Origin of the sequence: Pseudoalteromonas sp. BDTF-M6, from assembly GCF_018334135.1 — a bacterium.
Taxonomy (GTDB): Bacteria; Pseudomonadota; Gammaproteobacteria; order Enterobacterales; family Alteromonadaceae; genus Pseudoalteromonas.
On the sequence record NZ_JAGXTQ010000005.1, the window covers coordinates 1 to 20214 of the forward strand.

A 20214-nucleotide genomic window follows, 5' to 3' on the forward strand; every position below is an offset into this window, starting at 1 on the left:
GCACTTACAAAAATTAATCGAAGCAATGCTTCGAAATGCAAATTTTTGTCCCCTTCGTCTAGAGGCCTAGGACACCGCCCTTTCACGGCGGTAACAGGGGTTCGAATCCCCTAGGGGACGCCACTTTACTGAGATTTCAGTATCAGGTTTGGGGCTATAGCTCAGCTGGGAGAGCGCTTGCATGGCATGCAAGAGGTCGGCGGTTCGATCCCGCCTAGCTCCACCAAATCATTTATTCGACGCATCTCATCCTAATTTAGGCCGAGCATATATATGTTTCGGTGTGTTCGATTACTCGTATGGTAAGAGTCTAAATAACCAGTCCTAGTGACAAAAGCATGTTTTTGTAATTAGGCCGCTTAGCCTCGCAGGCTCAGCTGTCGCACTTACAAAAATTAATCGAAGCAATGCTTCGAAATGCAAATTTTTGTCCCCTTCGTCTAGAGGCCTAGGACACCGCCCTTTCACGGCGGTAACAGGGGTTCGAATCCCCTAGGGGACGCCACTTTCTTCTTACTCTTTTCTTGTTATATTTTCCTAAAAGCTTCAAGATCTCTGTACTTTTCTATAGCAGAAATCCTACAAATTCCTTTGCTAGTTCAATAACTTTCAGTTAACTTATCGGGCATTATTGCGTCTCGACTTTGCTGCGTTTTGGCAAGGATCTTAGCCGCTAAATCACTATCGCAAATAATCCTTATCTGGGCTTCTTTCCTATGCCTGGGTGCTGGTTTACGCATGTATGAAAACCCTTGGGAGCAATTGTGTTAGCCCGGTTTTTACAACTTGTTATCTTGCTTTTGGGTATTGGCTCCAGTCCTGGCAGCCATGCCGCGCTGACCTTGGCTTTTTCCATTGAAAATGGTGAGTTTGCCTCGTTCTTAAGCGAGTCTGCAGCGGCCAAAGGATTGGCTATTGATGCCCAATGGGTTGACCAAAAACTGTTAAAGGTAAGGTTAATTCAAAGTGCGGAAAGCGGTGCGCGAGCAGACTCTATTTTAGTGCCTGCCGATCATTTAGGCATGGATGAGTTCGTTAATTACAGCGAAATTCCACAATCCATGCTCAGCCCTGAGCAATCCCCCTTATTCGCGGCCAGCGGCCGGATGCAAGGGCGTCAACTAGGCATTCCCATTGTTGCCGGTAACCATCTGGTACTGTATTACAACAAGGCGTTGGTCAGTGAGCCAGCAACGAGTTGGCAACAATTGCTGCAGTATTATCAGCATCAAGGTACGGCACCCATAGGCTGGAGCTTTATGGAGATGTTCTGGTTTGTGCCCTTTGTCACCGCCTTCGGTGAGCCTCCGGTCGTTGCCGACCAACCTAACCTTAATACTAAGGCCATGCGTCAAGCACTGAGTTATGTGTGGCGTTTGGCCGAGCAGGGGGTTGTTGACCCTGGGTGTGACTATAGCTGCAGCGAGCAGCGTTTTATGGCCGCTAAGTTACCCTACAGTATTAATGGCATATGGGCCTATGATAACTATCGGCAGCACCTGGGGGAGCAATTAGGTGTTGCTGCCTTACCAAGGCTGGCGGGAAACACCATGAAGCCATATTCAACCGCCTTTGTATTGGCATTCCCAGAGCAGTCTTTGTACGGCGAGAAGCGTGCGCAGCTAGAGCAGTTAGCGGCGCTTTTACAGCACCCGGATGTGCAAACTCAACTCTGGCAGCGCCATGTCGGGATCCCTGTCCATCAGCAGGTGCAGCAACATATATTGGCCAACGCCGATGCCGACAGCCAAGTGTTCTTCGACACCTTAGCGCACAGTGAGCCCATGCCGAATTCTCCCAATATGATGATTATCTGGGAGGTGATGTTAAAGGGTTACACCCGCTTTGGCGCTAAGGCCATGAATGCCCAACAGGCCAGTGAATTTATGCAGCATCTTGCTGAGCGCTCCATAGCGGCAAGGAACGAATAAATGCGCACCGCCAAATTTAGTCATGCCTTGTTTGTCAGCATAGTGTGGATCAGCCTGGTTCCCATGTTGCTGGTCGTACTGTTTTTTGGCTATCAGTTTTATCAAAACTCCTTGGCTCAGGCGCAGCAAACCTTGAATTGGCGCGCCAATAATGACGCTTTGGCACTGCGTCAGCAGTTGTTTAAGACCGTGATTGATAACGAGCGCCTGGCTAACTCCAAGGCCATTGCCGAATTACCCATACGCATTCTTTATTCGCAATTTGCGCTCACCCAACTTCAGGAATATGTCACCCAAAGCCCAAATATTCACGCTGCCATGGTCATAGATAAGGCTGGTTTTATTGTCGAAGGCTTTCCTCTTAAGGCACTGAATATGGATATCGCCACCACAGTGCCCTTATTACAGCAAAGCGTGCAGCAAGCGGGGTCTAGTTACTTTGTTGTTGAATCTGAAGGTCTGCAAAGCAGTGAGGCGCAGCCGATTGCGTATCTGGCCATTGCCACGCCTCTGAACCTGGAACGCGAGTCGCTAAGCACCCCCTACCAAACCACCGGCATCCTACTTACCTTGCAGCCAATTTCGTCACTGATCAGTTCATTGGCGCAAATAGAGCAGGTTGAGCAATTTGCGTACAACAATACTTACCGCGTGATGTTGGCGGATAACGAGCTGGCGCAAGCGGGGACATTGGGCTCTCAGGCGCAGTTAACGGCCCGTAGCGAGATCGTGGCCATACTTCATAATGAGGCAAGTAGTCCCTTAACCTTGACCCTTAGCGAACCTCACGAACCGCATTTAAGCGCTTTACGCCGCAGTTTGGCATTTGCCGCCATTTTGATACTGAGCCTGGGCATTCTGGCGCTGCTGTTGGCACGTTGGTTGGTGCGACGCTTTAACCAACCGCTAAAAGGTATCACCTTGTTGAGTAAACGCTACGCTCAGGGTCAATACGAATCCCAGGTACAGCCTTTTAGTTATCGTGAGTTTGAGAAGATCAGCGCCAATTTGCAAAGTATGGCAAAGACCATAGAAGCACAAATCGCCTCGCTAAAAGAACAAAAGCACAGAGCGCAGGCTTCGGAGCGAGCAAAAAGCTTATTTTTGGCCAACATGAGTCATGAACTGCGCACCCCTTTGAATGGTATTTTTGGTTATTTGCAGTTGCTACAAAGTACGCCATTGGCGTCACAGCAAGCTCAGTATACGCGGCAAATCCAGCTCTCCACGCAAATGCTGCTAACGGTCATAAACGACATTCTCGACTTTTCCAAAATCGAAGCGAATAAGGTGGTTCTAGAGCGCCAACCCTGTGATTTGATCCAGCTCGTAAAGGATATCAATGAGCTTTTTGCGCCTGGCTGTGCACAAAAGGGTATTCGCTGCACTTTGGCGCTCCCTGAGCAACCGCAAGTATATGCGCTCTGTGATGAAATGCGCCTGCGCCAGGTGCTGAGCAATCTGGTGTCCAATGCAGTAAAATTTACCAGCCGCGGTGGCATAGAAATAGGCCTGCAGGTGAGCGAAAAGGGCCTCAGTTATGAGTGTGAGTTTACTGTTAAAGACACGGGCGTTGGCATAGCGAAAGAGCTACGTGGGCAATTATTTCAGCCCTTTATACAGGCTCAGGCCAGCACTACTCGTGAGTTTGGCGGAACCGGCTTAGGGCTCAGTATCTGTAAGCGTTTGCTTGAACTGATGGGCGGCAGCATTAGCCTTGCGAGTGAGCCGGATGAGGGCAGCACCTTTGTTGTTCGTCTGACCTTGGAGCGCTCAGCTCCCTTATCACAGATAAATGCAGAGCCCATGTCGTCGCTGCAGCAGGTCCGATTTGATGGTTTTCGAGTCCTGGTGGCCGAGGATAACCCCATTAACCAGCGCGTTATTACCAAGTTTCTGGAAAAGCAGGGGGTTGCCGTGCACCTGGTGGAAAATGGTGAGCAGGCCATTGACGCCGAAGCAAAGCAGGCTTTTGATCTTATTCTAATGGATATTCAGATGCCGGTGATGGATGGCCTCAGTGCTAGTCGCGCTATTTGCGCCCACAACCCGGAGCATGCGCCCATCATTGCGGTCAGTGCCAATGCCATGAGTCAGGATATCGAAGCTGCGCTGGCGGCGGGGATGCAAGATCACCTGGCTAAACCCATTGAGTATCAGGCTTTGCTCGCCATATTGCATAAATGGCTGGTAAAAAAGGCGACTCAACCTAGCTAGTCGGTCGCCATCTAAACATTAGAAGGTGGTGTATTCTTTTTTCTGAATCAGTTCGATGGCATAGCCATCTGGGTCTTTCACAAAAGCGATTTCCGTGGTGCCGCCTTTTACCGGACCCGGCTCACGGCTAATTACCCCACCAGCGGCGCGAATCTCGTCGCACGCCTTGTAAATATCATCGTACTCTATAGCGATGTGGCCATAGGCCGTGCCCAGCTCATAGCTATCCTGATCCCAGTTATACGTCAGCTCAAGCACGGTATGATCTTTCTCTTCACCATAGCCAACAAAGGCCAAGGTATAGCGGTATTCTTCATTGTCTGCTCGACGCAGCTCCTTCATCCCTAAAACTTGCGTGTAAAACTCAATTGAACGTTCTAAATTGCCCACGCGTAACATGGTGTGTAATAAGCGCATTATGCCACCTCAGTTTTGTCTTTAAATTCACATAAGTCTTCAATAATACAGCTGCCACAGCGTGGCTTACGCGCCACACAGGTGTAACGGCCATGGAGGATAAGCCAGTGGTGCACATCGACCTTAAACTCTTTGGGCACCACTTTTTCTAGCTTTTGCTCAACCGCCACCACGTCTTTGCCCATGGCAAACTTAGTGCGATTAGAGACGCGGAAAATATGGGTGTCCACGGCTATGGTCGGCCAGCCAAAGGCGGTATTAAGGACCACGTTAGCGGTTTTTCTGCCTACACCGGGGAGGGCTTCTAAGGCCTCGCGATTTTCCGGTACTTCGCCGCCGTGCTGCTCTACCAAAATCTGGCACATCTTGTACACATTATTGGCTTTAGAGTTAAACAGGCCGATGGTTTTAATGGCTTCGCGCAACTCTTCCAGGCCTAAATCAAGAATGGCCTGTGGCGTATTTGCACGCGGAAAAAGTTTGCGGGTAGCCTTGTTCACGCCCACATCCGTAGCCTGCGCAGACAAGGTAACGGCAACCAGCAGCTCAAACGGCGAGCTGTATTCCAGCTCGGTTTCCGGGTGCGGATTGGCTTCGCGTAAACGCTCTAAAATCAGGCGGCGTTTTTCTTTATTCATGTTCTGCCCTTGTTATTTTTATACAGTTTCGCGTGGACGCTAGTCTAAGCTGGTGACCCGAGCGCGAGGCCCTTTCAACTGCTCGGCATCAGGCGCCAGTTGTTTCGCCTTTAACTGGGCATCAATCAGGTTTTTAGCGGCAATCAGCAAGCCCAAACCGATAAAGGCACCTGGGGGTAAGATAGCCAGCAAAAATTGATGATCAAAATGAATGATGTCCAGGCGCAGGCTCTGTGCCCAAGGCCCTAGTAGCAGGTCGGCCCCATCGAACAAGGTGCCTTGGCCAATCAATTCACGCATGGCGCCGAGAATACATAAAATGATTGCAAAACCAAAGCCCATCATTAAGCCATCCCAGGCGCTGAGCAGGGCGTTATTCTTTGACGCAAATGCCTCGGCGCGGCCGATAATGGCGCAGTTGGTCACGATCAGGGGAATGAAAATTCCCAGTGATTGATACAGGCCGAAGGTAAAGGCATTCATCAGCAATTGAATGATGGTTACGAAGGCGGCAATGATCATCACAAACACAGGAATACGAATGTCTTTTGGCACCCAGTTACGCACCAGAGACACGGTGACATTTGAACCCACTAATACCAACAGGGTAGCTATGCCAAGCCCGAGAGCATTGGTGATGGTGCTGCTCACCGCCAGCAGCGGACACAGGCCAAGCAGTTGCACTAGGGCCGGGTTATTAGCCCAGACACCGTCTTTAAAAAGGGTTTTGTAATCACTCATGATGACTCTCCCGGGTTGCAGCTATTGTCCGCTTGGGCCAGGGTGTTGAAATTATGCTGTGCATAAATGACGGTGTTTTTTACCGCACCGACCACGGCGCGCGGGGTTATGGTGGCGCCGGTAAACTGATCAAAGGTACCGCCGTCTTTTTTCACCGCCCAACGGGGGTCATCCTGGCTGCGCACCTGTTGGGAACTGAAGCTGTTGATCCAGTCACTGCGCTTGGCTTCTATCTTATCGCCAAGGCCAGGCGTTTCATTATGTTTGGTTACACGCACGCCCGCAACCGTGCCATCTGGATAGATAGCGCTGAGCAGCTCGATATTGCCACTGTAACCATTAGGTGCCGTGCTTTGCATCACTAAGGCCACCACCTCTCCTTGCTTGCGTGCCCGGTAGACCGTGTAGCTAGGATGTGGCCCCAGCTCCTGACTGCGTACCTGAGTGCAGTCAAGATACAACTCGTTATCATAGGCGGACTCGGGCAGTACCTGATGCAGCAGCCCCTGGAGCTGTTTTTTCTCTTGGATGGCAATCTTAGGCGCGGTGAACTGCTGGACCAAGGTAACCGCACCAGTTGTCACCAGTGCGAAGGCACTCAAGATAGCGCCATTTTTAACCATAGATGAGAGGATCATGATTTTGCTCCATGCCCATAGGTGCGCGGTTGGGTATAGTGATCAATTAACGGCACCGCCATGTTCATCAGTAACACGGCAAAGGCCACCGCATCCGGGTAGCCTCCGAAGGTGCGGATCAAATAGACGATCACGCCAATGGCGGCGCCATAAATAAGGCGGCCACGATTGGTCGTGGATGCCGACACCGGATCCGTGGCGATGAAGAAGGCACCCAGCATGGTGGCGCCACTGAGTAAGTGGAAGGCTAAGCCGGGTTGATTGCCCGAATCAAAGATATAGCCGATGCTGGCACACAGCGACAGGGCACCGAGCATGGCTACGGGAATATGCCAATTGATCACTCGCTGTTGCAGTAGCAATAAGCCACCGAGCAGATAGGCGGTGTTAACCCACAGCCAACCTATGCCCGCGGTTTCACCAAAAACCGATTTTACCATGCTCTCGGCCACGGTTAAACCATGGCTGACATCGGTGCGCAGGGTATCCAAGGGGGTGGCCATGGTAATGCCATCGACGTTGGAGCGCAGTTGCTCCAAGCTGTATCCACTTTGAGTGTAGTTACTAAAAATCATGGCCAGCTCATCGACCAGACTAACCTGATGGTGCATTAACTCCGCCGGCGGTAACCAAGAAGTCATTTGCACAGGGAAAGACACCAGCAGCAACACATAGCCCGCCATGGCTGGGTTAAAGAGGTTGCCGCCCAAGCCACCATAAAGCTGCTTAACAAAGACGATGGCGAAGAAGCAGCCGATCACTATCACCCACCAAGGCGCCAAGGGCGGAATACTCACCGCCAATAACAGTCCGGTCAACCAGGCGCTGCCGTCTTGCAGGGTGTGCCAAATTTTACGGCCGCGCATATAGAGCACCGCGGCTTCAAACAGGGTGACGCACACCAGGGCTAACACCAGCTGGATCAAGACACCGGTGCCGAAAAAATAGCACTGCGCCAATATTCCTGGCACCGCAGCCAGTGCCACCATCAGCATCACACCGGTGAGCGACTTATGGCTGTGTTTATATGGTGAACTCATCATATTGAGCTTCATGATGGATCCTCATCATCTGAGTTGTTGTCCGCGTCTCGTGCGGCTTTTGTGGCCTTGGCACGGGCGATGGCAGCTGCGACGGCCGCTTTCTTTTTATCTTCTGGCGATTGTTCAGCTGCCGGCGTGTTGGCGTTATCGCTAGTGTCGTCCTGAGCCTCATCGCTTTGCGCTGCCTTGGCCGCTTTCTTCGCCTTGGCGCGAGCAATTGCCGCGGCAACCGCTGCTTTTTTCTTGTCTTCGGCCGATTGTGCCGTCGGCGACGGATTATCGGTGCCAGTATTGTGCTCTTCGCGAGGCTCGGTCGAAGACTCGGTTGAAGACTCGGTCGATGACTCAGTTGACGACTCGGTCGACGACTCAGTCGACGGTTTAGCTGCAGCTTGGGCCGCCTTTTTCGCTTTGGCGCGCGCGATTGCGGCTGCGACGGCGGCTTTCTTTTTATCTTCCTCGGACTGCGGGGCAACGGCCGGGTTTGCGTCACCTTTTGTCTCTGCCGGTGCCTCATTGGCTTCGGCTGCCTGAGCTGCTTTTTTCGCTTTGGCGCGGGCAATAGCTGCGGCTACCGCAGCCTTTTTATCGTCCTGCGCCGGTGCATCGGCGTCTTCGGCCTGGGCGGCTTTTTTCGCTTTGGCGCGAGCTATGGCAGCGGCTACCGCAGCCTTTTTATCGTCCAGCGCCGGTGCATCGGCATCTTCGCCTTGGGCTGCTTTTTTCGCTTTAGCGCGGGCAATAGCGGCGGCTACAGCCGCTTTTTTATCGTCTTTTGCTAAGGGCTCTGGAGTGTCCGATTGCTGCTTTTGCTCTTTATACAAGCGTGCCTGTTCTTTACGCGCAGCGCGTTCTTGCGCTACGTCACTGTTATCCGGCGCAAGTTGTTCGCCCGTTTTTTTCGCTTTGGCACGGGCAATGGCGGCGGCAACCTTGTCTTTGTCATCACCCTTATCGGCTTGTTTGCGTTTGACCCGAGCCAGGGCTTCGGCCACTTTCTCTTTGCTTTGTGAGTCTTGCTCTGTGCTGCGACGAGGGCGCTTATGGCGGTTACGACGCTCTTCTTGTTCCCGCTCCAAGCGTTCCTTACGGGCTTCAAAGCGCTCCTTGGCGCGGTCCGATTTAATTTGCTCGATCTGCTGCTCGCGAATTTCCGCCTTGGCCACACGATAATACTGAACCAAAGGTATTTCACTGGGGCAGACATAGGCGCAGGCACCGCACTCGATGCAATCAAATAACTGGTGCTCTTCGAGCTTTTTATATTCCTTGGTCTTGGCAAACCATTGCAACTGTTGGGGTAATAGCGAGGCTGGGCAGGCATCGGCGCAGGCGCTACAACGGATACAAGCGCGCTCTTCGCCAGGCATCGGCATTTCCGCTGCGCTTGGCGCCAAAATACAGTTAGTGGTTTTCACCACGGGAATTCGCACCGTGGGCAGGGTGAAACCCATCATGGGACCGCCCATGATCACCCTTTGCATCGGCTCAGGTGTAAATCCTTGCTGTGCCAACAGGTGTTTTACCTCGGTACCCAGTAAAGCCCAGACGTTACGCTGCTCGGCCAGGGCGTCACCGGTAACCGTAACCACACGCTCAATAAGCGGCTTACCAAGCTCAACCGCCTGCTGCACCGCGTACATGGTGCCAATGTTTTGCACCAGCACACCGATATCTGCGGGAATACCACCGGCGGGCACTTCTTTCGATGTTAAAATTTGAATCAGCTGTTTTTCGCCACCGGACGGGTATTTGGTGGGGATGGCGCGCACCTGCATCTCGTCAAGACCGGCGCAGGCCTGTTCCATCGCCTCTATCGCCTTGGGCTTATCGTCTTCAATGGCGATCAGGGTGATTTTGGGTTTTAACAGGTGGCGCAGTACTTCGATACCGCGCACGATTTCGTCGCCGTGCGCCTGCATCAGGACATCATCTGCGCTGATATAGGGCTCGCACTCGGAGCCGTTAATGATCAGGACATCAATTTGCTGTTTGGTTGAGGCCTTAATATAGGTCGGGAAACCGGCTCCGCCCATGCCGGAGATGCCGGCAAAATGCAGTATATCTACCAAACGCTCTGCGGTGAGCTCGCGGTAGTTTGGGTGGGGAACCAGTTCACACCAACGATCTTCGCCGTCGGGCTCAATAATGATGCTGAGTTCGGGCAGCGCCGACGGGTGTGCCGACGGCATAGGGGTAATATCCACGATGCGTCCCGAGGTCGGTGCATGTACGGGAACCGACCAGTTGGCATGGGGTTTGGTTAATGCCTGCCCTTTAAGCACCTGCTCATGCACATTGACCAGTAGTTGACCCTGGGCACCTATATGCTGTTTTACCGGCAGCACCAGGCGCGGCGGCAACGGCAGGATTTGGATGGGCAGCGAGTTTGACTGGCTTTTGTTTACCGGTGGGTGCACGCCACCAGGGCTTGGCCAAAGTTGTCCGCGACTAATTCGAGCTAATAAAGAGTCCAACACTGCACCTCTTAATCAATTTGTGTCACGGGGATGGCTTGCAACTGCCATTTCCATGTTTGTTTGGTTTGCGCGACCGGCACCATGTCGATGCAATCCACCGGGCAGGGGTCGACACACAAGTCACAGCCGGTGCATTCATCAATGAGAACCGTGTGCATCTGCCGCGTGGCGCCAACGATGGCATCGACCGGACAGGCTTGAATACATTTGGTGCAGCCGATACATTCGTCTTCGCGAATATAGGCCACCTTTTTCTCCGGTTCGGCCTGCTCGCCACCGGCCAAGGGAGTTGCTTCCACGCCCATAAGATCGGCTAATTTTTTAACCGTGGCTTCACCACCGGGAGGGCACTTGTTGACCTCATCGCCATTGGCAATGGCTTCGGCATAGGGGCGACAGCCCGGATAGCCGCACTGACCACACTGGGTTTGTGGCAAAATGGCATCGATTTGCTCGACAATGGGGTCGCTTTCAACGCGAAAACGCACCGCGGCAAAGCCAAGGATCACGCCAAAGACTAACGCTAATATGCCCACAGCACAGAGGGCGTAAAATAAAATCATCATTAAAACTTAACTAATCCGCTAAAGCCCATAAAGGCCATAGACATTAATCCGGCGGTGACCATGGCGATGGCCGCCCCTTTAAAGGGCACCGGCACATCGGCCCCGGCCAGACGCTCCCGCATTGCCGCGAACAGCACCAGTACCAGTGAAAAGCCCACCGCGGCGCCGAAGCCGTAGACGGCCGACTCGACAAAACTATGCTGCTCTTTGATATTTAACAAGGCCACCCCAAGCACGGCACAGTTAGTGGTGATCAGAGGTAAGAAGATACCGAGTAAGCGGTAGAGTGTGGGTGAGGTTTTCTGCACGACCATTTCGGTGAATTGCACGACCACGGCGATCACCAAGATAAAACTCATGGTGCGCAAAAAGGTCAGCTCTAAAGGCAGCAGGATATATTGATTCACCAGGTAACTAGTGACGGAGGCCAGGGTCAGTACAAAGGTGGTGGCCAGTGACATGCCAACGGCGGTATCCAGTTTGCTAGATACGCCCATAAAGGGGCACAGACCCAAAAACTGGACTAATACGAAATTGTTGACCAATACGGTACTGACAAGCAGTAAGAGATATTCCGTCATAGGCACCCAAGAAGCTGAAAAGAACCGAACTATTATCCTTATTTCTCGGTCATTTCACAACAGTTGCGATGGTCATTTGCGAGATTGTGGCGGCGCGGAGACCGCCATCGGCCCGCTTAGGCTGTTTTGGCGTCGGAGCTGCCGCGGATCACCAAACTCGGGGTGAAGATGCGGGTGATGTCCTTGTCCTGATTGCGTGCGCCCCGGGTTTTGCTAAACAAAAGTCGCGCCGCATGCTGGGAGATCTCATCATTATCCTGATGGGCTGTGGTCAGCTTGGGCCAGGTCTGCTTGGAGAAGGGGGAGTCTTCGAAACCGGTAATGGCCAATTCAGCGGGAATGGCAATATTCATCAGGCGCGCTGCAAACAAGGCACCGGCGGCGATTTCATCGTTGCCGCCCATCACCGCGGTAATGCCGAGGCGATTGTTATCTTTTAGGAGCTCTTTGGCGCCCTCGACACCGGACTCAAAGGAGTATTCGCCGCGGTAGAGCAGGGACTCTGGGGCTGCAATTTTATGATCGGCCAGTGCTTGTTGATAGCCAGCCAAGCGCTCTGCGGTGGATTTGTGCCCCTGATCACCGCAAATAAAGGCGATGTTTTTATGGCCAAGTTGCAGCAGGTGAGAGGTGATCTCATAGGCCGCCGCATAGTCATTCACATAAATACAGGAATTGTTGTCGTTGTCATCGCCGCGACCAGAAAGAATGCGCACATAGTGCATGTTCATCTCATCCAGTTCGTCGATCAGCTCCTGTTGCTCCGACAAGGGCGGTGTGAGCACCAGACCGGCGATACGGGAGCGACGGATCATGGTTTTTAGCTCGGTTTTCATATTGTCATCGGCATAGCTGCAGGGGTGGATAACCAACTCATAGCCTTCTTGACGGCAACGAGAGAGCACACCGTTTTGCATGTCTATTACATAATAGGCATTGGGGTTGTCATAGACTAAACCTATGGCGTAGGAAGAGGTTCCGGCAAGGTTACGGGCTGCGAGGTTGGGTTGGTAATTTAGCTCTTTGACCGCGGCCATCACCAAATCATGGGTCTTTTTGCGTACCGAAGGTTCGTTGTTAATTACCCGCGAAACCGTTTTCATTGACACCCCGGCCAGTTTCGCAACGTCATTGATGGTTACTTTCATGAGCGTTTCTTATTATCTCGGCAGCGCAAGGCGATGCCCGTATTTGTTACCTAATTAGCGTGTCTAATTAGTGACCTAGTGGCGTAGCTACCGGCTTTTTCTCGCCATGCAGCGTATGGTTGCGACAATTTCTTATCGCTTAGCCCAGATAAGCCAAGTTGGTGAGCCAGTTCGGCAAACTAGGTTCCAGCAGCTGTTTTCAAAGAAAAATGACTCTAGGTCAATTTTTCATTGAGTGTATCTAAAGTTATGAATAATTAGCAGAGAAAATTTTAAATTTTCCTAATGATACCGGTGTCAAGGACGAAAATATGCGCTATGATCCGCTCATAAAATTTAAAATTAGCCATTTGACAGCGTTGTCATTTTAACTTAACGTTCACTTTTAACGGCAATTTAAAATGCAAGATTGGTGGTTTTGTCCTCGAACTTTCACAAAAATAGAGAAAAATGTGGTGAGAGTGAGCTGATTCGCGGTCAGTAACCGCGAAGACCTATTAATCTAGTTAGAAATATAAGGAATTAACAATGGTAGCAAGTCGTTCACAATTAACGAGTTGGCTGGCGCTTAAAGAGCAGGCAAAGGGGTTGAAAAACACGCACCTAAAAGACTTGTTTGCCGCCGAACCGAGCCGTTTTGATACGCTGTCATTGACCATTCCCGGGGTGTTATTTGACTACTCTAAGCAATTGATAGATGTGCAGGTGCGCGACACATTAGTCGAGCTGGCAGAACAATGTGACTTGCCGAAATGGCGCGACAAAATGTTTGCCGGTGACAAGATTAATTTCACCGAGCAACGCGCGGTTTTGCATACCGCACTGCGTAATCCGGGTAATCGGGCTATCAAGGTTGACGGCGTTAATGTTGTTGAACAGGTACACAATGAGCTGGCAAAAATGGCCGCCTTTGTCGACAAGGTGCGCAGTGGTCAATGGCTGGGTTATAGCAATAAAGCCATTCGTGACGTCGTCAGTATTGGTGTTGGTGGCTCGAATTTAGGCCCGCAAATGGCCACCGAAGCTCTGGCAAGTTATGCCGATGAAACCCTTGGGGTGCATTATATCTCTAACGTTGATGGCGTGCAGATTGCACAGGTATTAAAGCGGCTTGACCCAGAAACTACCTTGTTTGTGGTGTCATCGAAAACCTTTACCACGTCAGAGACCATGACCAATGCCACCACTGCGGTGCGTTGGCTAAAAGACGCAGCAAAAAATGATCAGGCCGTGGCCAAGCATTTTGTTGCTGTGAGTACGAATTTACAAAAAACCGCCGAGTTTGGCATTGCCGATGAAAACGTATTCACCATGTGGGATTGGGTTGGTGGTCGATTTTCGATGTGGAGTGCGATAGGTTTGCCTATCGCTTTGTACCTCGGCTTTGAGGCCTTTACAGAATTATTGGCCGGGGCGTTTGAGATTGATGAACACTTTTGCCAGGCACCTTTGGCCGCCAATATCCCTGTATTAATGGGGTTATTGAGCGTTTGGAATACCAGCTTTTTAGATCATCGAGCCCAGGCCATTTTGCCCTATGATCAGGCCCTGCATATGTTGCCGGCCTATCTGCAGCAAGGTGAAATGGAAAGTAATGGTAAGGCGGTAAACTTTGCCGGCGAGTCCGTGAATTATAATACGGTGCCCTTGATCTGGGGTATGACGGGGATCAATGGCCAGCATGCTTTTTACCAGTATCTGCACCAAGGCACGACCATAGTTCCAGCGGACTTTATCGCCTCGGTACAGCCGCAAACGGACGTTGAGAGACATCATGATGTTCTTATGTCGAACTTCTTCGCCCAAAGCGAGGCCATGATGAATGGCGTTGATGCCGAGCAGGTCCGAGCCGACTTGCTGCAAAAGGGTGTCAGTGAGCAACAAATAGAAACGCTTATTGCCCATAAAATTCATCAGGGCAATCGGCCAACAAGCTCGCTTATCCTCGACAAGGTCGATGCTCGAGGGCTAGGGCGCTTAATTGCCTTGTATGAACACAAGATATTCGTGCAGGGGATCGTTTTAGAGATTTGCTCCTTTGATCAATGGGGCGTCGAGCTTGGCAAGGGACTGGCAAAGAATATCGAGTCTGAGCTGCGTGCACACAGTGTTGGGGAGCACGATAGTTCAACGCAGGGACTGATGGCGTATTATCTTAATAAACGCCACTAACAAATTAGCTGCTTAGCAGCGAAGCCGTGAATGCCTTCTTCCTGAAGAGGGACGGCTTACAGAATACCTTTGAACGGGTAGCGCTGGAGTCTTTGGGGCCTGTATTTTTGTGAGAGGAATTACAGTGACCCTAAAGCTCATTTATTCCCAAGCTCCGATTGCTAGATATCTAGAATCGGAGCTTTGCCTTTTTCGCCAGCACCCATAACTAAACGCTGGCGCTAACGGTTATCGGCACCCATGAGTGCACACTAACATCAGGGTCACTAGCCTAGGGCTTGTTATAATTCCCAATAAGAACAATGAATGTGCCACTTACAGGCTCGGCATCGCTGGCTTGTCGGAACACACAATAAACAGGTAGAGAGTAAATCATGCTAAATCCTTTTGATATCATCATCTTTGGTGGCGGCGGCGACCTTGCTTTGCGCAAGTTGCTACCGGCCATGTATCGCGCTTATCAGGAAGGGAACTTGCCACAAGGAACGCGGATCTTACCTACCGTACGCGGCACAGAGCAACGTGATGCGTATATTGACACCGCCCACAGCGCCCTTAAAGAGCACCTGAGTAAGGGTGAATACAACAATAAAGACTGGCAAGCCTTTGCCAAGTATCTGGTACCCGTGGTGGTTAATGTAACCGAGGCCGACGCCCACTGGGATGAGTTGAAAGCGATACTTGGCGAGCATGATGAAGATAAATCACGCGTCTTTTACCTTTCCTTGCCGCCGGCGGTGTACGGCACCTGCTGTGAAATTCTCTCCACCAAGGAATTGATCACCGACACCTCGCGCGTGGTGGTGGAAAAGCCCATCGGCTACTGTGGTAAATCCGCAGAGCAGATCAATGCCAAGATCGCTCAATACTTTAGCGAAGAACAGATCTTCCGTATCGACCATTACCTGGGCAAAGAGACGGTGCAAAACCTAATGGCACTGCGTTTCTCCAATTCGGTCTTTGAAAACCTGTGGGATGCCAAAACCATAGACAACATTCAGATCAGCATTTCCGAAACCGTGGGCCTGGAGAGCCGCGCCGGCTTCTATGATAAGGCCGGGGCGCTACGCGATATGATCCAAAACCACTTGTTGCAGTTGCTGTGTTTGGTAGCCATGGAGTCGCCGCATAAGCTCAATGCCAACTCTATTCGCACCGAAAAATTAAAAGTGCTTGAGGCGTTGCGTCCGCTGGTGGACGAACAGGTCGACGACAATATCGTTCGCGGTCAGTATGTACCGGGCGAGCTCGATGGCAAAATCGTCCCGGGATACCTCGAAGAGTTGGCCGACGGCCCTAGTAATACCGAGACCTTTGTCGCCATTCGGGCGCATATTGATAACTGGCGCTGGGCGGGTGTGCCTTTTTATCTGCGCACCGGCAAGCGTATGAAAAAACGTTGTGCGGAAATCGTGGTTGAGTACAAGCCGGTTTCTCATAATGTTTATGATGACAGTGTGGGTCCCATTCAACCAAACCGCTTGGTGATCCGCTTGCAGCCGGAAGAAAGCATTCAACTCACCCTGATGTCAAAGCGTTTAGACAACCTCGAGATGCAGCTTGAGCCGGTGACTCTAAACATCGAGCTATCAGAGTCTTATGAATCGGGTTTTCATTCAGATGCCTATAAGCGCCTGATGCTTGATGCCGCGGCCAATAACCCGGCACTCTTTATTCACCGTGATGAGGTACGTCAGGCCTGGCAGTGGATCGATCCCATTATTGAACGCTGGCAAGAGCAAGGTGCTCCGGCCTTGTACCGTGCCGGTACCTGGGGTCCTGTCGATGCCGATGAGCTCTTGGCGGAAACACAGCATCGTTGGTTTAACACCGGGGAGGGCGCATAATGGCGACCATCAAAGAGCATTTTTTTGACTCAAAAGAGCAGATGACCCAAGCCCTGGCGGCATCGTTGGCCGAGCGTTTAACCTCAGCCTTAAATGAGCGCCAACGCGCGTCCTTACTGGTATCCGGTGGCTCGTCACCGGCGCCGGCCTATAAGTATCTATCGGGCCTGGACATCGCCTGGGACAAGGTTGATGTAGCCATGGTTGACGAGCGCTGGGTCGATGCCGACCATGACAAAAGTAACGAAAGCTTTATTAACAGCACCTTGTTGCAAGACAAGGCCGCCAGCGCCAACTTTATTACCATGAAAAACGGTGCCGCCACGGCCGAGGCCGGAGTAGAGCAGTGTGAGCAGATGTATGCACAGATACAGCGCCCGTTCGATGTCACCATATTGGGCATGGGCCCGGATGGTCATACCGCGTCGTTATTTCCTCATGCCCAGGGGTTAGAAACGGGTTTGTCGTCGCCACAACTGGTGTGTGCAATTAATGCCATCGAAAGCGAGGTGACCGGCGCTATTACCGAGCGTATGACCCTCACCTTGCATGCCATTGCTCAGTCGCGAGTGGTTAAGTTGTTGATCAGCGGCGAGGAAAAACTGGCTGTCTACAAAGAAGCAAAAGCCGGTGGCGACGTGCAGGCGATGCCTTTACGGGCTGTGTTACAGCATCCAGACATCGAACTGGAAGTATACTGGGCTCCGTAAATAACTACCCGTAAGGCTTGGCCTTTAAAATACAGAAAACGCAGCTTAGGCTGCGTTTTTTTATGGCCTGGGAGGGCCTCATCCGTGTTTCAGGTATGGCTGCTTTATCTGGCAATCGTATTTAGCAATCGCGCATCTTGCAATCACAACCGCACATTAACCCGCACTTATCGCGTACTTTACTCTTACTCTACAATTTGTGCTATATTCGCCGCGATTCAATCCACAAACCCGCTATGGCTCATTGCTAAATCAAATAAAATCAATTTGTTACAATTAAATTAGTGTTTTTTTTAAACTAAAAAGACAAAAGATGTAGCGAATTTGTAATTTTGAGTGTATGGTTTGTTAGTAGATGACAGCGTTGTCATCATCACTGGGCAGAAGTGATTTGATAATCAACAAAATGATTCAAGAATAATTCAAGGGGAATCCTGTGTTAGCTAAAAATTTTAAGAAAAGCTTATTAGCAGTGAACGTCAGCCTGGCTGTAGGCGCCGGTTTTTCCGGTGTTGCTGTGGCGGCCGATACGCAAACTCAATTAAAAGAAGACGTTGAAGTGATTGAAGTTCGTGGTATTCGTCGCTCACTCGCAGCGGCCATGAACACTAAACGTTTCGCCAACTCGGTAGTCGACGCCGTATCCGCCGAGGATATCGGTAAATTTCCGGACAGCGATGTGGGTGAAGCCCTAGGTCGTATTTCGGGTATCTCGGTGAACCGCCAGTTTGGCCAGGGCCAGCAGGTGTCTATTCGCGGTGCCTCGGCGCAGCTTACCCGTACCTTGCTAAACGGTCACTCGGTAGCTTCAACCGGTTGGTATGACCAACAATCGATTGACCGCAGCTTTAACTATACCCTGTTGCCACCTGAGTTAGTGGGCGGTATCGAGGTGAGTAAGTCCTCACAAGCGGATACCGTTGAAGGTGGTATCGGGGGGACGGTTAACGTGAAAACACGCAAGCCGCTGGACCTGGATGCAAACACCATTTTCGGTGGCATTAAGGCCGACTACGGCACCATCTCTGAAGAGACGGATCCAGATGTGTCGGGTCTTTACTCGTGGAAAAACGACAACGAAGACTTTGGTTTCCTCTTGGCGGCGGCCTATTCGGAAACCAGCTATCAGCGTAACGGCATCGAATCCCTGGTTGGCTGGGGTGATATTGTACCCACCACCTTCCAACAAGAGCGTGAGCGCACCGCAATCAACGCGGCATTTCAGTATCGTCCAACCGACGCCCTGGAATTAGGCCTAAATATCATGAGCCTAGAGCTTGAAGCCAATAACGCCAATACCTCGTTATTTGCCATCTTCCCGGACGACAAGGCGGCGGCCTGTGAGCAAACCAATGCTTCGGGCACCTGTACTTTCTACCGTCGCAGCGCCGACGATACTAACCCGGGCTGGGCACAAACTTGGGCGCGTGCCGGCTCTATGACCTCGGATACGGTTGATTTTGATTTTAAATATGTGGCCGATAACTTTGAGGTGAGCGGTCGCATTGGTAATACCCAGTCCGACGGGGGCACCGATCTGACTTCAAACTATGGCTTCTGGTTGGGCACGCCGGCCGATTTCGCCGGTACCTATGACGCCACCGGCGAGGTGATCAAGATTGATATCGCCAATAAAGAGTTTGCTGCCAGTGACTTCAACGGTGAGCTATCACCGGCCGGTTGGTCACTGAAGAAGCAACCTAACTCGGACGAAGAAACCTACGCACAAGTGGACTTCACCTTCCCGGTAGACTTTGGCGCCATTACCGCCATTAAAACCGGTGTGCGCTGGGCCGACCATGAGGTTAAGCAGCTCACCTACTCGGCGAATCTAGTCGACAATATCGCTGCGAAGAGCGCCGATAATTACTACTCGGGTACCGTATCTTCCGGCGCTGGTTTTACTTTGCCAGAGCCAAACCTGGATGCCATGATAGCCGATGGCTACGCCGCTATTGCCAGCTTTGATAATACCTCGGACGTGTACCGCTCTGGTTACGGCACCATAGAGGAAGAAAACCTGGCTATTTATCTGATGGCCGACTTCGAAGCAGAAGGGATGCGCGGTAATATCGGTGTCCGTTATGTTTCTACCGATGCCGAGTCTGACTACTATGATCTTGATGCCATGGGCAACTACGCGGATACCCTGAGCACCGACAAGGCGGACTATGATGAAGTCTTGCCCAGTGTGAACATTGCCTTTGACCTAAGCGAAGACGTGATCTTACGCGTGTCGGCGGCCCAGGTTATGTCACGCGCTAACTACGCGGATATGTTCTCAGCTTCCACTTTGGCCGGTTACAACGATGGTACCTCGGGCAATGAGGTACTGAAAAAAGGTAATATCGGTCTAGAGCCGTTTAAGGCGACCCAGGCGGACTTCGGTATCGAGTACTACTTCGATAGCGACGCCATGTTTAGCGCCACTTACTTTATCAAGGATATCTCCAGCTTTACCAAGACAGATCAAGTGCTTAACCAAAGCATAGGCATTGTCGATAATGACTCAGGCGTAGATAACTGGACCATAGCCACCATGGGCACCGGTAGCGGCGGTGAAATTCAAGGTCTTGAGCTGCAATTGCAAGATGGCTTCGATAATGGCTTCGGCTATCAGGTGAACTACACCTTGGTGGACTCATCTGCACCGGCGGAAAACTTCCCGGATCGTGTATCCGTGTTTACCGATTCATCGGATCATACGGTTAACCTTGTTGGTTACTATGAGACAGACGACTTTAACGTGCGCCTTGCCTATAACTGGCGCTCTGAGTACATGATCCGTGAGTTACCTGGTTTCTATGGCAACCGTGAGCACCAGGACTATGGCACTCTGGATTTGAGCGCCAAGTACTCGGTGACCGATAGCCTGGATGTGACCTTTGAAGCCGTAAACCTGACCGAAGAGGACAGTGTACAAATCGGTGTGGCTGAAGGCGATGCCCAGGTAGTACCTGAGCTGAAAGACGGCTATCCGGCGTGGTTCTTCGAAGGCGAAGCACGCTATAAGCTTGGCTTACAGTTCCGCTTCTAATCTAAGCTGTGCGCTACAGCAAAAAAGCCAGTGAGTCTTCACTGGCTT

Annotated in this window: 15 protein-coding genes and 3 tRNA genes; 9 read left to right on the forward strand and 9 right to left on the reverse strand. The window is 51.4% G+C overall.

What is annotated here, in order from left to right:
- Window positions 1-47: 47 nt before the first annotated feature.
- From KD147_RS12325 to KD147_RS12345, 5 genes are all read left to right on the forward strand, one after another.
- A tRNA-Glu gene (locus KD147_RS12325) sits at window positions 48-123 on the forward strand.
- A 27-nt stretch (window positions 124-150) separates the two neighbouring features.
- Window positions 151-226: transfer RNA gene (locus KD147_RS12330), tRNA-Ala, on the forward strand.
- Between the two features lie 203 nt (window positions 227-429).
- A tRNA-Glu gene (locus KD147_RS12335) sits at window positions 430-505 on the forward strand.
- Between the two features lie 259 nt (window positions 506-764).
- Window positions 765-1931 carry a sugar ABC transporter substrate-binding protein gene (locus KD147_RS12340; protein WP_212548065.1) on the forward strand — a complete coding sequence of 389 codons (1167 nt, stop codon included), beginning with the start codon at window positions 765-767 and terminating at the stop codon, window positions 1929-1931.
- On the forward strand, window positions 1932-4148 hold the full coding sequence (locus tag KD147_RS12345) for an ATP-binding protein (RefSeq protein WP_212548066.1): 2217 nt from the start codon (window positions 1932-1934) through the stop codon (window positions 4146-4148).
- An 18-nt stretch (window positions 4149-4166) separates the two neighbouring features.
- Here KD147_RS12345 and gloA read toward each other — a convergent pair whose 3' ends face one another.
- The 9 genes from gloA to KD147_RS12390 form a co-directional block, all read right to left on the reverse strand.
- The gene (gene gloA / locus KD147_RS12350; protein WP_105255070.1) at window positions 4167-4565 is read right to left on the reverse strand and encodes a lactoylglutathione lyase; all 399 of its coding nucleotides are present in this window, start codon (window positions 4563-4565) and stop codon (window positions 4167-4169) included.
- A complete protein-coding gene (gene nth / locus KD147_RS12355) occupies window positions 4565-5203 on the reverse strand; it encodes an endonuclease III (RefSeq protein WP_212548067.1) in 639 nt (212 codons plus the stop codon). Before nth ends, gloA begins: the two co-directional genes overlap by 1 nt.
- A gap of 39 nt (window positions 5204-5242) precedes the next feature.
- The gene (locus tag KD147_RS12360; RefSeq protein ID WP_212548068.1) at window positions 5243-5944 is read right to left on the reverse strand and encodes an electron transport complex subunit E; all 702 of its coding nucleotides are present in this window, start codon (window positions 5942-5944) and stop codon (window positions 5243-5245) included.
- Window positions 5941-6582 carry an electron transport complex subunit RsxG gene (rsxG, locus tag KD147_RS12365; RefSeq protein WP_212548069.1) on the reverse strand — a complete coding sequence of 214 codons (642 nt, stop codon included), beginning with the start codon at window positions 6580-6582 and terminating at the stop codon, window positions 5941-5943. The genes KD147_RS12360 and rsxG overlap by 4 nt, the downstream gene beginning before the upstream one ends.
- Window positions 6579-7637, reverse strand: a complete 1059-nt coding sequence (gene rsxD / locus KD147_RS12370; RefSeq protein WP_212548070.1) for an electron transport complex subunit RsxD — start codon at window positions 7635-7637, stop codon at window positions 6579-6581. Before rsxD ends, rsxG begins: the two co-directional genes overlap by 4 nt.
- Window positions 7634-10102 carry an electron transport complex subunit RsxC gene (rsxC, locus tag KD147_RS12375; protein ID WP_212548194.1) on the reverse strand — a complete coding sequence of 823 codons (2469 nt, stop codon included), beginning with the start codon at window positions 10100-10102 and terminating at the stop codon, window positions 7634-7636. The genes rsxD and rsxC overlap by 4 nt, the downstream gene beginning before the upstream one ends.
- An 11-nt stretch (window positions 10103-10113) precedes the next feature.
- On the reverse strand, window positions 10114-10668 hold the full coding sequence (gene rsxB / locus KD147_RS12380; RefSeq protein ID WP_212548195.1) for an electron transport complex subunit RsxB: 555 nt from the start codon (window positions 10666-10668) through the stop codon (window positions 10114-10116).
- Between the two features lie 2 nt (window positions 10669-10670).
- The gene (gene rsxA / locus KD147_RS12385; protein WP_105190380.1) at window positions 10671-11252 is read right to left on the reverse strand and encodes an electron transport complex subunit RsxA; all 582 of its coding nucleotides are present in this window, start codon (window positions 11250-11252) and stop codon (window positions 10671-10673) included.
- Window positions 11253-11368: 116 nt separating this feature from the next.
- The gene (locus KD147_RS12390; RefSeq protein WP_212548071.1) at window positions 11369-12400 is read right to left on the reverse strand and encodes a LacI family DNA-binding transcriptional regulator; all 1032 of its coding nucleotides are present in this window, start codon (window positions 12398-12400) and stop codon (window positions 11369-11371) included.
- 528 nt (window positions 12401-12928) lie between these two features.
- Between KD147_RS12390 and pgi the strand changes: the two genes are divergently transcribed.
- The 4 genes from pgi (at window position 12929) to KD147_RS12410 (ending at window position 20166) form a co-directional block, all read left to right on the forward strand.
- Window positions 12929-14572, forward strand: coding sequence for a glucose-6-phosphate isomerase (pgi, locus tag KD147_RS12395; RefSeq protein ID WP_212548072.1), 1644 nt, complete (start codon window positions 12929-12931; stop codon window positions 14570-14572).
- A gap of 374 nt (window positions 14573-14946) precedes the next feature.
- Entirely contained in the window at window positions 14947-16419 is a 1473-nt protein-coding gene (zwf, locus tag KD147_RS12400; protein WP_212548073.1) for a glucose-6-phosphate dehydrogenase, read from the forward strand.
- Entirely contained in the window at window positions 16419-17129 is a 711-nt protein-coding gene (gene pgl / locus KD147_RS12405; protein WP_212548074.1) for a 6-phosphogluconolactonase, read from the forward strand. Before zwf ends, pgl begins: the two co-directional genes overlap by 1 nt.
- Window positions 17130-17565: 436 nt before the next feature.
- The gene (locus KD147_RS12410) at window positions 17566-20166 is read left to right on the forward strand and encodes a TonB-dependent receptor (protein ID WP_212548075.1); all 2601 of its coding nucleotides are present in this window, start codon (window positions 17566-17568) and stop codon (window positions 20164-20166) included.
- Window positions 20167-20214: the final 48 nt, after the last annotated feature.

Excerpts from the sequence above, each read along its gene's own strand:
- KD147_RS12345 (WP_212548066.1), top strand. The coding sequence starts at position 1,932 with ATGCGCACCGCCAAATTTAGTCATGCCTTGTTTGTCAGCATAGTGTGG.
- gloA (WP_105255070.1), bottom strand. The coding sequence starts at position 4,565 with ATGCGCTTATTACACACCATGTTACGCGTGGGCAATTTAGAACGTTCA.
- nth (WP_212548067.1), bottom strand. The coding sequence starts at position 5,203 with ATGAATAAAGAAAAACGCCGCCTGATTTTAGAGCGTTTACGCGAAGCC.
- KD147_RS12360 (WP_212548068.1), bottom strand. The coding sequence starts at position 5,944 with ATGAGTGATTACAAAACCCTTTTTAAAGACGGTGTCTGGGCTAATAAC.
- rsxG (WP_212548069.1), bottom strand. The coding sequence starts at position 6,582 with ATGATCCTCTCATCTATGGTTAAAAATGGCGCTATCTTGAGTGCCTTC.
- rsxD (WP_212548070.1), bottom strand. The coding sequence starts at position 7,637 with ATGAAGCTCAATATGATGAGTTCACCATATAAACACAGCCATAAGTCG.
- rsxB (WP_212548195.1), bottom strand. The coding sequence starts at position 10,668 with ATGATTTTATTTTACGCCCTCTGTGCTGTGGGCATATTAGCGTTAGTC.
- rsxA (WP_105190380.1), bottom strand. The coding sequence starts at position 11,252 with ATGACGGAATATCTCTTACTGCTTGTCAGTACCGTATTGGTCAACAAT.
- KD147_RS12390 (WP_212548071.1), bottom strand. The coding sequence starts at position 12,400 with ATGAAAGTAACCATCAATGACGTTGCGAAACTGGCCGGGGTGTCAATG.
- pgi (WP_212548072.1), top strand. The coding sequence starts at position 12,929 with ATGGTAGCAAGTCGTTCACAATTAACGAGTTGGCTGGCGCTTAAAGAG.
- zwf (WP_212548073.1), top strand. The coding sequence starts at position 14,947 with ATGCTAAATCCTTTTGATATCATCATCTTTGGTGGCGGCGGCGACCTT.
- pgl (WP_212548074.1), top strand. The coding sequence starts at position 16,419 with ATGGCGACCATCAAAGAGCATTTTTTTGACTCAAAAGAGCAGATGACC.